9 protein-coding genes are annotated in these 13,675 nt (G+C 62.3%); 5 read left to right on the top strand and 4 right to left on the bottom strand.

The features are described from left to right. Nucleotides 1-52 precede the first annotated feature (52 nt). Entirely contained in the window at nucleotides 53-4,300 is a 4,248-nt protein-coding gene (locus tag TU73_RS25745) for a DEAD/DEAH box helicase (protein ID WP_057014532.1), read from the top strand. A 105-nt stretch (nucleotides 4,301-4,405) separates the two neighbouring features. On the opposite strand, the gene TU73_RS25740 is transcribed toward TU73_RS25745, so the two are convergent. Next, complete coding sequence (locus TU73_RS25740) at nucleotides 4,406-6,484, bottom strand: mechanosensitive ion channel family protein (protein WP_057014531.1); 2,079 nt, start codon at nucleotides 6,482-6,484, stop codon at nucleotides 4,406-4,408. A 219-nt stretch (nucleotides 6,485-6,703) separates the two neighbouring features. Here TU73_RS25740 and TU73_RS25735 point away from each other — a divergent pair, with 219 nt between their 5' ends. The 4 genes from TU73_RS25735 to TU73_RS25720 are packed head-to-tail and all read left to right on the top strand — an operon-like array spanning nucleotide 6,704 to nucleotide 10,608. Beyond that, a complete protein-coding gene (locus TU73_RS25735) occupies nucleotides 6,704-7,630 on the top strand; it encodes a DUF72 domain-containing protein (protein ID WP_057014530.1) in 927 nt (308 codons plus the stop codon). Next, nucleotides 7,627-8,403 carry an endonuclease/exonuclease/phosphatase family protein gene (locus tag TU73_RS25730; protein WP_057014529.1) on the top strand — a complete coding sequence of 259 codons (777 nt, stop codon included), beginning with the start codon at nucleotides 7,627-7,629 and terminating at the stop codon, nucleotides 8,401-8,403. The genes TU73_RS25735 and TU73_RS25730 overlap by 4 nt, the downstream gene beginning before the upstream one ends. Further along, entirely contained in the window at nucleotides 8,400-9,662 is a 1,263-nt protein-coding gene (clsB, locus tag TU73_RS25725; protein WP_057014528.1) for a cardiolipin synthase ClsB, read from the top strand. The genes TU73_RS25730 and clsB overlap by 4 nt, the downstream gene beginning before the upstream one ends. Next, nucleotides 9,652-10,608 carry a lysylphosphatidylglycerol synthase domain-containing protein gene (locus tag TU73_RS25720; RefSeq protein ID WP_057014527.1) on the top strand — a complete coding sequence of 319 codons (957 nt, stop codon included), beginning with the start codon at nucleotides 9,652-9,654 and terminating at the stop codon, nucleotides 10,606-10,608. The genes clsB and TU73_RS25720 overlap by 11 nt, the downstream gene beginning before the upstream one ends. 4 nt (nucleotides 10,609-10,612) lie before the next feature. Here TU73_RS25720 and TU73_RS25715 read toward each other — a convergent pair whose 3' ends face one another. The 3 genes from TU73_RS25715 to TU73_RS25705 form a co-directional block, all read right to left on the bottom strand. Beyond that, nucleotides 10,613-11,368, bottom strand: a complete 756-nt coding sequence (locus TU73_RS25715) for an alpha/beta hydrolase family protein (protein ID WP_057014526.1) — start codon at nucleotides 11,366-11,368, stop codon at nucleotides 10,613-10,615. Next, entirely contained in the window at nucleotides 11,358-12,467 is a 1,110-nt protein-coding gene (locus tag TU73_RS25710; protein ID WP_057014525.1) for a DUF3182 family protein, read from the bottom strand. The genes TU73_RS25715 and TU73_RS25710 overlap by 11 nt, the downstream gene beginning before the upstream one ends. A 172-nt stretch (nucleotides 12,468-12,639) precedes the next feature. Continuing rightward, nucleotides 12,640-13,611: a GlxA family transcriptional regulator gene (locus TU73_RS25705; RefSeq protein WP_057014524.1), complete on the bottom strand. Its 972-nt coding sequence runs from the start codon at nucleotides 13,609-13,611 to the stop codon at nucleotides 12,640-12,642. Nucleotides 13,612-13,675 lie beyond the last annotated feature (64 nt).

The raw sequence follows: 13,675 nt of genomic DNA, 5'->3' as shown, positions 1-13,675 counted from the left end.
ACGGATAAAGTGCGGGCTTGCAACTTGGCCTCGCCGGTTGCATATAGGGTAAATGAACCTTCCCGAATCAACGGACAAGGGTTTGCACGGCTTTCACCCCGCCGTCAGCACTTGGTTCCGTAGTACCTTTCCTTCGGTGACCAACGCCCAGGCCCAGGCGTGGCCGTTGATCCGCCAGCGCCGCTCGACACTGGTCGCCGCGCCCACCGGTTCCGGCAAGACGCTGACGGCCTTCCTGGCGGTGCTGGACGACCTGGTGCACCAAGGCCTGGCCAACGGCGGCGAACTGCCGGACCAAACCCTGGTGGTGTATGTGTCGCCGCTCAAGGCGCTGTCCAACGATATCCAGATCAACCTGCAAACCCCGCTGGCCGGCATTACCGAACATCTAGAGAAGCTGGGGCTGCCGCCGCTGGTAATCCGCACCGCTGTGCGCACCGGCGACACCCCGCAAAAAGACCGCGCCCAGATGCGCAAACGCGCACCGCATATCCTGGTAACCACTCCTGAATCGCTCTACGTGCTGCTCGGCTCGGATTCCGGCCGGCACATGCTCGCCAGCACACGTACGGTGATCGTCGATGAGATCCACGCCATCGCCGCCGGCAAGCGTGGCAGCCACTTGGCTCTGAGCCTGGAGCGCCTGCAAGGGCTGTGCGCCGAGCCATTGACCCGTATCGGCTTGTCGGCCACGCAAAAACCCATCGAAGCCGTCGCACGCTTTTTAGTCGGCACCGACCGTGATTGCGCCATTGTGGATATCGGCCACGCCCGCCCCCGGGACCTGGCGATCGAAGTACCGCCGGTGCCCCTCTCGGCGGTGATGGCCAACGATGTGTGGGCGCTGGTCTACGATCGCCTCGCGCAGTTGGCCCGCGAACACCGCACCACGCTGGTATTCGTCAACACTCGGCGCCTGGCCGAACGCCTGGCCCGGCACTTGAGCGAGCGCCTGGGCAAGACCGCCGTGGCCGCACACCACGGCAGTCTGGCCAAGGAAATGCGCCTGGACGCCGAACAACGCCTCAAGGCCGGCGAACTGCAAGTGTTGATCGCCACGGCGTCCCTGGAGCTGGGGATTGATATCGGCGAAGTGGACCTGGTGTGCCAGATCGGCTCACCCGGTTCCATCAACGGCTTCCTGCAACGGGTCGGCCGTTCCGGGCACCAGGTCGGCGGCACGCCCAAGGGGCGCCTGTTTGCCACCACCCGCGACGACCTGATCGAGTGCGCCGCGCTGCTCGACTGCGTACGCCGTGGCGAGCTGGATACCTTGCATATTCCCGTGGCACCGCTCGATGTGCTGGCCCAGCAGATCATCGCCGAGGTCAGCGCCCAGGAATGGCCGGAACAGGCGCTGCTGGCGCTTATCCACCGCGCCGCGCCCTACGCCCAACTGGACGAACGCCACTACCAGGCCCTTTTGCAGATGCTCAGCGAGGGCTACAACGGCCGCCAGGGTATGCGCAGCGCCTACCTGCACCGCGACGCCGTGACCCACACCCTGCGCGGCCGCCGTGGCGCAAGGCTCACGGCGGTAACCAGCGGCGGCACGATCCCCGACAATGCCGACTACAGCGTGTTGCTGGAGCCGCAAAGCCTGAATATCGGCAGCGTCAACGAAGACTTTGCGGTGGAAAGCATCGCCGGGGATATCTTCCAGCTCGGCAATACCTCCTATCGCATCCTGCGGGTCGAAGCCGGCAAGGTGCGGGTCGAGGATGCCCAGGGCCAACCTCCGACCATTCCGTTCTGGCTGGGTGAAGCCCCCGGGCGCAGCAACGAGTTATCGGTGGCCGTGGCCCGCTTGCAAGGGCAATTGGACAGCTTGCTCGGCGCCACGCCCGGCGACCTGCAACCGGCCCTCGACTGGCTTACCGGCACCTTGGGCCTCAATGTCGCCAGCGCCGACCAACTGTTGGATTACCTCGCCCGGTCGCGCCAGGCCCTGAGCGCCCTGCCGTCCCAGGACACATTGATCATGGAACGGTTTTTCGATGCATCCGGCGGCACCCAGTTGATCATCCACACGCCGTTTGGCAGCCGCATCAACCGCGCCTGGGGCCTGGCCCTGCGCAAGCGCTTTTGCCGCACCTTCAATTTCGAACTGCAAGCGGCGGCCAGTGAAAATGCCATCGTGCTGTCGTTGTCCACCAGTCACAGCTTCGCGCTGGATGAGGTGTGGCGTTACCTCAACAGCAACAGTGCCGAGCACATCCTGATCCAGGCCGTGCTGGATGCGCCACTGTTCGGTGTGCGCTGGCGCTGGAATGCCGGCGTGGCCCTGGCGCTGCCGCGTTATAGCGGCGGGCGCAAGGTGGCGCCGCAGATCCAGCGTATGAAGAGCGAAGACCTGATCGCCAGCGTATTTCCCGACCAGATCGCCTGCCTGGAAAACCTCGCCGGCGAACGCGAAATCCCCAACCATCCGCTGGTGGAGCAAACCCTCGACGACTGCCTGCACGAGGCCATGGACAGCGACGCCTGGCTGGCGCTGCTGCGGCGCATGGAGCGCGGCGACGTGCGGTTGATCAGTCGCGACCTGCCCGCGCCCTCGCCCATGGCCGCAGAAATCCTCAGCGCTAAACCCTATACCTTCCTCGACGACGCGCCCCTTGAAGAGCGCCGCACCCAGGCCGTGCTCAACCGCCGCTGGAGCGACCCGCAGAGCACTGACGACTTGGGCGCCCTGGATGCCGACGCCATCGCCGGTGTGCGCGAAGAAGCCTGGCCGGCGCCCAATGGCCTGGATGAAATGCATGAGGCGCTGATGAGCCTGGCGTGCATCGCAGCGAGCGAAGTTACGCCGCAATGGGCCCAATGGTTGCAGGCATTGCGCAAGGCCGGGCGGGCCTATCAGTTGTCCAACGGAATGTGGGTCGCCGTAGAGCGCTTGAGCTGTTTGCAGGCGCTGTATCCCAACGATCTGCCGTTGCTGCCGGGGTTCGATGAGCCCTGGTCCTTTGATGAAGCGCTGGTGGAAGTACTGCGTGCGCGCCTCAGCGGTTTTGGCCCGCTGACCCTGGTCGAGATCGCAACGCCCCTGGCATTACCGGTGGTGGCGATTACCCAGGCCCTGGCACGCCTGGAACAAGAAGGCTACGTGCTGCGCGGCCACTTCAGCCCCGGCGTAGGTGAAGAACAATGGTGCGAACGTCATTTGCTGGCGCGCATTCATCGCTACACGGTCAAGCGCCTGCGCCGGGAAATCGAGCCGGTGGCATTGCAGGATTTCATGCGCTTTCTGTTCGATTGGCAACACCTGTCCGACAGCACCCGCGGCCAGGGCAGCGCCGTGTTGCCGCAGATTGTCGGCCAGTTCGAAGGCTATGCCGCCGCCACGTCGGCCTGGGACACAGACCTGCTCAGCGCCCGCATCAAGGATTACTCATCGACCTGGCTCGATGACCTGTGCCGCAGCGGCAAGCTGGTGTGGACGCGCCTGAGCAACAAGGCCGGCGCCATGGCGTTGCGCAGCACCCCGGTGGTTTTGCTCCCCCGTAGCCAGGTAGCGTTGTGGAGCGGGCTGACCGAGCCTACCGACAGCACCACCTTGTCGCCCAAGGCGCAGAAGGTCCACCTGGCCCTGCGCGAGCATGGCGCGCTGTTTTTCGATGAACTGGTGCACGAGGCCCATTTGCTGCGCAGCGAGCTGGAGACAGCCTTGCAGGAACTGGTAGGCGCCGGCTTGGTGAATGCTGACAGCTTCGCCGGCCTGCGCGCCTTGACCACCCCCGCCAGCAAACGCCAGGCGCGCAGCAGTCGACGTGGGCGCGGGGCGTTTGTCGGCGGTATGGACGATGCCGGGCGTTGGGCCTTGGTTCGCCGCTCGGCGACCGCCGCCGGCGCGCCTTCGGCCGAGACCCTGGAGCATGTGGCGATGACCCTGCTGCGCCGTTATGGCGTGGTGTTCTGGCGGCTGCTGGAGCGTGAGGCGGACTGGTTGCCAAGTTGGCGCGAGCTGCTGCGCACTTTCCATCGGTTGGAGGCACGGGGCGAGATCCGTGGCGGGCGGTTTGTCAGTGGGTTGGCGGGGGAGCAGTTTGCATTACCGGAGGCGATACCGTTGCTGCGCGAGGTGCGGCGGCGGCCCCATGATGGGAGTTTGATTGCGGTGTGTGGGGCGGATCCGTTGAATCTTGTCGGCACGCTGTTGCCGGGAGCCAAGGTGCCAGCGGTGAGCGGTAATCGGGTTGTCTATCGTGATGGGGTGCCGGCAGCGGTGATGGTTGGGGGCAAGCAGCAGGTTTTGTTGGAGGTGGATCAGCGGGCGGTGCAGGAGAAGTTGATCAGGCGCTGACCTTGAGGGCCTCATCGGGGGCAAGCCCCCTCCCACACTTGAAATGTGTTCACAAATCTAAATGTGGGAGGGGGCTGGCTGATGAGGCCAGCATAACCAACATCATCATTGCGGCCTGGCCTGCGCCGCCTCCGGCTCTTCCACCTGCGGCATACGTCTTGGCAACAATACCTGCTGTGGATAAGTCTGCGCAAAGTGCACCTCATCACAGTTATCCACAAGTTTTTTCAACCGTTGGTTAAACGCCCGGCTGACCGCATATTGCCCACCCGACACCGTACGGAACTGTGCGGTAAGCACCACGCCATTGAGGTCCATCTTGTCCACGCCAAATACTTCAAGCGGCCCTTGCAGGTTGTACTTGAGGAACACGTCGTCGCGAATCGATTGGCCCGCTTCGCGGATCAGTTCCACGGCCTTGTCCACGTCAGTGTCGTAGGTGAATTGCACCGAGAAGAAGGCATAGGCGAACTGCCGCGACTGGTTGGTGACCGCCTTGATCTGGCCGAACGGCACCGAATGCACAAAACCCTTGCCGTCGCGCAGGCGCAGGGTGCGGATGGTCAGGCCTTCGACGGTGCCGGCATGGCCGGAGTCGAGCACCACCCAGTCGCCGATGGACAGGGTATCTTCGATGATGATGAACAGGCCGGTGATCACGTCCTGCACCAACTGCTGGGAGCCGAAACCGATGGCCAGGCCCACCACGCCGGCACCCGCCAGCAACGGCGCGACGTTGATGCCAAGATTTGCCATGGTGGTGATCGCGCAAATCACCACCAGGATGATCTTCACCGCATTGCGCAACAGCGGCAGGATGGTTTTCACCCGCGTGCTGGGCTGGCGGCTGGAGCGTTTATTCACCGGCGGCTTGAGGGCTTCCTGGATCGCCGTGTCCAGCACCACCCAGAACAGCCAGGTCACCAACAGAATCAGGCCGATGCTGCTCAGGGAATCACTGATGGCCCGGCCCACCGAGTTGCGCTGGGCGAACTCGAATAGCGATACGCCCCAGATACGCCCGAGGATTTCGATAAAGGCAATGGCCATGACGATACGCAGGATCGCGTGCAGCAAACTGAGGAAGCGCTCCTTGTAGGCGCCGCTGCGTTGGATCGCCACCTGGCCGCGGGACTTGAACAGGTGTTGCAGCACGGTGCTGAGAAACACTGTGCCGATCAGCAGCAGCGTGGTGAGCAGTGCGCAACGCAGGGCCTTTTGGTTGTCGTCGCCGGCGCCAATCAGGTTGACCGCCGAGACCAGCACCATCAACAGGATCGGCCAGTACCAAAGCCCGGAAAACACCCGCAGCGATTGCTGCAAGGCCGGGTGCTTAAGGCGCTGGGCCAACGGCCGGTTACGGATCAAATGGGCCACCGGACGGCGCAGGCGCACCACCAGCACACCAAAAATTACTGCGGCAAACAGGCCGGTAAATACCGCGATGCTGCTGGTGATATTGCCGCCCAGTTGACGAGCGATCTGCGGGCTGGTCAATGCGTCGCTGAGGGCGGCGAGGAAACCGATCAGGAACAGCGGCTTGGGGCAGTAGTCACGAATAATCTGCACGGCGGGCCGCTTGTGCCCGACGTTAAACATCACAATGACGCACAGCAGCATCGAGGTCGAAAAGATGCCGCTGCTGGTGGCATAGGCAAAACACAGCGCCAGCGCACGGCCCACCGAAGCGGCCAAGAAGTGACTCACATAGAGGGTCAGCGGCAGGCAGATCAACGCTGGAATCGTGTAGGGCACGATGTAGCCGAGCAAGCCTTGCAAGCGCTGGCGTCGTGCGACGAACGGGCCGCGGCTGGAGCGCTGCACGACCCAGTGCCCCAGTAACGTCAACACGGCAAAGGCACCGATCCACACCCCGGACAACAGCAGAAAATCGCCGGCCACACTCCACGGCGAGCGCGCGGCGGTCTGGTCGACCAGGCGACCCACTTCATCCGCCGCCCGGTCGGCACGCAGGCGCCAGGCGTCGACGAGGTTCTGGTTGAGGTCGAGCTTGTCCTGCACGTCATCGATACTGGAACTGATGGCCCCGAGCAGCCCGCCCTCCACCAACAGCTCCGGCTTGGCCGGCGTTTCGGTGGCAGGCGCAGTGGCCGCGGCTTGCAGTGCGCCGTTGCCGCATAGCACCAGCGCGGCGAGCAGTAATGCAGTCTTTAGATTCAGCAAAACAGCGGGCTCCTTCAGCAGGGTCTGTAAGGAACTGACGGGTTTGGCCTTGGATCGTTCCCTGCGCTTTTCGGGCATGTGATTTAAAACGGTGGGAGGGACTTGCCCCCTCCCACATTTAGTACCCCGTACCGTCTGTAGGAATGTGGAAACTTTCAGGCAAATATCGCAGTCATCCCATAACGGAGGTCAACCCACCCATCATTTACGGGAGCAAGCATGGCGGCGATTCATATCGGCATTTCCGGCTGGCGGTACACGCCCTGGCGCGGGGACTTCTACCCCGAGGGGCTGACCCAGAAACGCGAGCTGCAGTTTGCGTCACGTGCCGTCAACAGCATCGAAATCAACGGCTCGTTCTACGCCCTGCAAACCCCCAAGCGCTACGCCGAATGGTATGCCGATACGCCTGAGGGCTTCGTGTTCAGCGTCAAGGCGCCGCGCTATATCACCCATATCCTGCGCCTGCGGGAGGTGCACAAGCCGATGGCGAATTTCTTCGCCTCCGGGGTATTGGAGTTGAAGGAAAAACTTGGCCCCATCCTTTGGCAGTTCCCGCCCAGCTTCAAGTTCGACGCAGTGCTGTTTGAGACCTTCCTTGCCGAACTGCCCACCGACACTTATCAGGCCGCCGCCCTCGCCCGCCAACACGAGTCGCGCCTGAACGGCAAGGCCAGCATGAAAGCCTATGCCAAGAAGCCGTTGCGCCATGCGGTGGAGATTCGCCACAAGAGTTTTGCCGTGCCGGAATTTGTGCAGATGCTGGACAAGCACGGCGTCGCCCTGGTGGTGGCGGACACCGCCGGCAAGTGGCCGTATATCGAAGACGTCACTGCCAATTTCATGTACTTGCGCTTGCACGGCGACAAGCAATTGTATGCCAGTGGCTATAGCGCCGAAGCGCTCAAGCGCTGGGGCGATCGCATCGAGCGCTGGGCCCATGGCAAGCAACCTGCGGACGCGCACCTCGTCGCCCCGCAGCATAAGCCTCGCGCCCGTAAACAGCGCGATGTGTTCTGTTTTTTCGACAACGACATCAAAGTTCGCGCGCCCTTCGATGCACGGCAATTGCTGCAGCGTTTCGAACTGGACAAGCACCTGGCCACCGAGCCCGGCAAGTTGCCGGAACCCGGAGTATTGCCATGACCCAGCCCGAATTGATCCCGATCACACCGACCACCGCCATCACCCGTTTCACCGTGCTGACGGTCAATATCCACAAGGGCTTCACGGCCCTGAATCGGCGCTTCATCTTGCCCGAGCTGCGCGAGGCAGTGCGCAGTGTGGGCGCTGACATGGTGTTCCTGCAGGAAATCCACGGCACCCACGAACGTCATCCCCAGCGCTATAGCGACTGGCCGAAAATGCCGCAGTATGAATTCCTCGCCGACAGCATCTGGCCGCAGTTTGCCTATGGTCGCAATGCGGTCTACCCCCATGGCGACCATGGCAATGCACTGCTGTCAAAATTCCAGATTATCCGCTACGACAACCTCGATATTTCCCAAAGCGGCCACGAAAACCGTGGCCTGCTGCATTGCGTGCTGCGCTTGCCGGGTGGCGAGCGCGAGATACATGCAATCTGCATCCACCTGGGCTTGCGCGAGGTACATCGCCAGCAGCAATTGCGTTTGCTGGAACAGCGCATCCGCGAGATCCCGGCCGATGCGCCGTTGGTGGTCGCCGGCGATTTCAACGACTGGCGCCAAAAGGCCGACCTGAGCCAAAGCGGCCTCCATGAGGTGTTTGTCCACGCCCATGGCAAGCCGGCACGCACCTTCCCGGCACGCCTGCCGTTGCTGCCACTGGATCGCATCTATGTGCGCAACCTGACGATCCATAATCCTCGCGTGCTCACCACGCGGCCCTGGTCTCACCTGTCGGATCATGTGCCCCTGTCGGTGGAGATTGAGCTATGAACGTTGCGGTAGAGCATATCGCCACCGACCAGCCGCCGGACGACAGCAAAGCCCGCGACCTGGATTACGGCTGGCAGAGCGGCAACCGTGTTGAGTTGCTGGAGAATGGCGAGGCGTACTTTCCCGCCGTGTTCGACGCCTTGCGCGGCGCCCAGCGCGAAATCCTGTTGGAAACCTTCATCCTGTTTGAGGACAAGGTCGGCCATGAGCTGCAAGGCATCCTTATCGAAGCGGCGCAGCGCGGGGTGAAAGTGGTGGTGAGCCTCGATGGATTTGGTTGTGGCGAACTGAGCCCGGCCTTTCTCAGCGAATTGGCCGAGGCTGGAGTGATGGTGCAGATGTTTGACCCAGCCTCCAAGACCTTGGGCATTCGCACCAACTGGTTCCGCCGCCTGCACCGCAAGATTGTGGTAGTGGACGCCAACGTGGCGTTTATCGGCGGGATCAATTTTTCTGCCGACCACTTGGCGGACTTCGGCCCCGAGGCCAAGCAGGATTATTCAGTGCAGGTGATCGGCCCGGCCGTGGCTGACCTGCACCATTTCGCCCTGGCCCAAAGCGGTCGCCAGGTGCGCAGCCGTCGTGGCTGGCGACGGCGTCAGCAGCGGCCTTCGCCCTGGACCAACGAGCAAGGTGACGGCCTGGTGCGCCTGATTTATCGCGACAATGTCCAGCATCGCGATGACATCGAAGAGGCGTATATCCATGCCTTGAGCCAAGCCCGCCGGCGGGTGGTGATCGCCAACGCCTACTTCTTCCCTGGCTATCGCCTGCTGCGCGAGATTCGTAACGCGGCGCGCCGTGGCGTGCACGTGCAATTGATCATGCAGGGCCAGCCCGATGTGCTGCTGGCCAAGCTCGCGGCGCGCATGCTCTACGACTATCTGCTCAAGGATGGTGTGGCGATTCACGAGTATTGCCAACGCCCGCTGCACGGCAAGGTTGCGCTGGTGGATGACGAATGGAGCACCGTGGGCTCCAGCAACCTCGACCCGCTGAGCCTGGCATTGAACCTGGAAGCCAATGTGCTGATTCGCGACCGGGCATTCAATCAGCAGTTATACGAACGCCTGGAAGCACTTGCCAGGAATCATTGCCAGACCATACCCGCAAAGCGCAAGCCGCGACTGTGGCTTTGGCGCCTGACCGTGGGTTTCCTGGTGTTCCATGTGATGCGCCACTTCCCTGCGCTGACCGGCTGGTTGCCAGCGCACAAGCCGCGCTTGAAACCTTTTGAGAGTAGGCCCCATGACGCCTGAAACCAGCGGTTCGCGGTTCAAGCGCTGGAAAAAACCGCTGACGATTGCGTTCTTCCTGCTGCTGATCGTGCTGTTCACCTTGCTCGCCCGGCGTATCGACTGGAGCGAAGTGTTCCAGACCCTGAGCGACTTCAAGCTGCGCACGTTGCTCGTCGCTGGCGCACTGACCTTGTGCAGTTTTATCGTCTATGCCTGTTTCGATCTGATCGGCCGCACCTACATTCGCCAGCCGCTGCGCTGGAAACAAATCCTGCCGGTGGGCATCATCAGTTACGCGTTCAACCTCAACCTCAGCGCCTGGGTAGGCGGCATCGCCATGCGCTATCGGCTGTATTCCCGACTGGGAGTGAGCACCAGCAATATCGCCAAGATCCTCGGCCTGAGCCTGGCCACCAATTGGTTTGGCTATATGGCTCTGGCCGGGGTGGTGTTCAGCAGCGGGCTGGTTACCATGCCGCCCGGCTGGAAGCTCAGCAGTGGCGCCTTGCAAGGTGTCGGCGTGTTGTTGGTAATCGCAAGCCTTGGGTATCTGGCGGCATGCCGGTTTTCGAAAAAACGCGCATGGTCGATCCGTGGCATCGAGATCAACCTTCCGTCACTGCGCATGGCCTGTTTGCAACTGGCCCTGGGCGCCTTGAACTGGTCGCTGATGGCAGCGGTGATCTTTACCTTGCTGCCGGCCAAGCTGGATTACCCGCTGGTGTTGGGGGTGTTGCTGATCAGTGCGATTGCTGGGGTGGTCACCCACATACCTGCCGGGCTTGGGGTGTTGGAGGCGGTATTTGTCGCCCTGCTGCAACACGAGGCGTCGCGGGGGAGTTTGCTGGCGGGCTTGATCGCGTATCGGGCGATTTATTTTATTTGCCCGCTGTTGATTGCCTTGGTGATGTACCTGGGCGTGGAGGCGAAAGCCAAGGCCCTGCGGGTAAAGAAGACACCCGCTTAGCGCGTCAGCGGGATTGAATGATGCTTAACCGCTCGCCCACCACCATCTCGGTAATCCAGTCCACCAGGATCGAGGTGTAGGCCTGTTGCGACACCGGGTCACTCAGGGAATGGTCGGCACCATCGATGATGCGGTGGGTCAGGGAGTGGGTCTGCTGGCACGCCGCACGATAGCTCATGATGGTGGCGTGGGGCACATGATCGTCGGTTTCCGATTCGACGATCAACACATCGCCAGTAAATTGTGCGCAGGCATGCAAGGCACGGTTGGTCTCGGCATGCACGAGGGTGCCGCGGTAATCCATCAAGTCGGCTTTATCCAAGTCGCGCTTGGGCTTGAGCCATTCCTGGTCGCGGTACAGCGCGGGCACTCGCAACGCCAGCCAACGCACTGGGCGTAACGAGGTGAGGATGGCCGCCAGGTAGCCGCCATAGCTGGTGCCAACCACCGCCACCGCCGAGGTGTCGATAGCCGGGTGAGACAGCAGGCGGTCGTAGGCGGCCAGCAGGTCGCGCAGGTTGTCTTCACGGGTAACGCGGGATAACGGAATGCCAGTGCCGGCGTGGCCGCGCAAGTCGAAGGTCAGGCATACGCAGCCCAGGCCGGCAATGCCTTTGGCTCGCTCCAGGTCGCGCTCCTGGCTGCCGCCCCAACCGTGCACAAACAACACGCCGGGCACTTTGGATTTTGGGCTGAGGAATGTCCCGCTCATCTGTTCGTGGTCTATATCGATGGAGATGCTCTCGCTTCTAGCCGTCATAAGGTTTGACCGTCACATATTTGAGAAGAAATTCGCTGTTTTCGGCCGGACCTCGATATACCTCGATGGCATCCGCCGGCAGCGCTTGCTCCACGTAGGTTTCCACCGAGGACACACGAATGGCCTTGAGGCCCGGGTTGTTGATAAAGCTCTGCAGCGCCGCGACCTCCGCGCTGCTCGCGCCGCCCATGCGCCAGGATTGCTCGAGCACACCACTGCGCCGTTGATTGTCGCTGTCCAGACCCTGGGCGATATCGTAGTTGCGCCGCGAGGCGTAAAAGCCCGGGTAGGCTTCGTCGGCAGCGTTGTCGAACACCCGAGCCTGCTCGATGGCTTCACGCACATCCTCTGGCAATTCCAGGGTGAGCAGGTCTTCGTAGTAACCGCGCACGACCAAGAGATTGGAGCCGCCGTAAACTTCTTCGCCCTGCCCGTCCTGGGTCAGGTACTGCTCGCCGCAGTAGCTGAATACGTGAGCGCCGATAAAGCTCTGGCCCACACTGTGGGTGACCACGTCGTGCAGGTCCTGTTCCAGCACCACGCCCTCGCTGAACATCTTGCTCGCTTCTGGACGTGCCAAGACCGCGTCGAATTCATCGAGGCTGTGGATAACTTCCTGGCCACGTCCTGCGCAGGCATGCACGGGCTTGAGGCGAATCGGACCGCTGTAGAGCAGACGAGTGGCGGCGGGCCTGGCGTCGTCGAGGCTGAACACACTCAAGCCATCCAACACGACGTCGCGTACGCGCTCGCAGAAGAGCGGCGACCAGCCTTCAGGCGCCTTTGCCTCGGGGCCCAGCAGGCCATGGCTGATGGCTTTGGTGCAGATGAAATCGTGGTCGACATAACCGCCCCACAAATCTTCGGGCCCTTTGATATTGAGTTCACGCGCCTGGGCGGGCCCGACCAGAGTTTGTGTGGGCAAAAGATACAGTTCACGCCCAGCGTGCAAATCGGGGTCGTAACTGCCACCGAATTTGAGCCCGAGGATCTGCGCCAGCCAGCGAGCCAAGGCGCGGTTGGTTTCGACTTCCTGCTGCGGCGCGCCCTCTCGCGTGGAGTGTGCGACCACCAGTTTTTTACGATTCGATGGGGTCATGCGTTCCCCTTGGCTATCCCGCTCTTATGTGTATCACAAAGGCTGCATGGATCAGGCCAACGCACAGGTAGAAGGGATGGGCTTTAAATCAATCAGTTGCAAGGAAAGTGATGGCCGTTAGCCTGTTTTATTCTGCACGACCTGCGTTACACCACACGGCGTTCTGCACGATTCAAACACCAAACCGGTTGCGGTAGTCGCTGGGGGCCAGGCCGGTAATTTTCTTGAAGATTGCACGAAAAGCGCTGGGATCCTGATAGCCCACGGTCCAGGCGATGTGGTCGATCGTGCCGTTGGTGAACTCCAGCATCTGTCGCGCCTTGCCTACCCGCAGGTGCTGGCAGTACTCGGTGGGCTTCAACCCGGTCGCAGTGCGAAAACGCCGCAGGAACGTGCGCTCTTCAAGGTTCGCCTCCCGTGCCATCGCCGCCACGCCGACATCCACCGCGCCACTGGCTTGCAGCCAATGCTGGACCTTGAGGATTGCGCTGTCGCCATGCCTGAGAATCGGCGCAAAGTTGCTGCCGCACTGGCTGGCGCTGTCGCGGTGTTCGATCACCAGAAACCGCGCCGTGTCGGCCGCGATGCTTGGGCCCATCAGCCGGTCGACCAGGCGCAGGCCCAGCTCGGACCAGGCCATCAGCCCAGCGGTGGTGATCAGGTCGCCGTCATCGACAATGGGTTTATCCGCCTCCAGGCGCACCGCCGGGTAACGGGCCGCGAAGGTTTTCGCGGATGACCAGTGGGTGGTGGCGCTGCGCCCGTCCAACAGGCCGCTGCGCGCCAGCATGATCGAGCCGATGCACACGCCGCCAAGCACCGTGCCGGCGGCATGCTGCTGGCGGATCCACTCCAGCAGCGCGGGCGGCGCCTGATCTTCGGTGAATTCACCAATCGACGGGGGCACCAGCACGGCCATCATCGATTGGCCCGGACCTGGGTGGCTGTCAAACCCGCGCGCAGGCGTACCGTGGGCATCCACCTGCCAGTGGCTGACCCGCAACAGGGGCAGTTGCCCGGTTCGATGCTCGGCGGCGATGCGATTAGCCACCCCGAACAGGTCGGTCAGGCCATGCACCGCCGCCAGTTGCGCGCCCTGGTAGACCAACACCCCCAGCTCGACGGTCTCGCGTTCCACGGTCATTGTCAGTTTTCCCCCTGTTATTGTCGGTGCAGCCAATCCTCGGCCTGATCGCCAGCTAAGATAC

This window comes from Pseudomonas libanensis (assembly GCF_001439685.1).
GTDB classification, from domain to species: domain Bacteria; phylum Pseudomonadota; class Gammaproteobacteria; order Pseudomonadales; family Pseudomonadaceae; genus Aquipseudomonas; species Aquipseudomonas libanensis.
The sequence above is the reverse complement of the archived record's forward strand: the minus strand, read 5'-3'. Positions and strand labels throughout refer to the sequence as shown.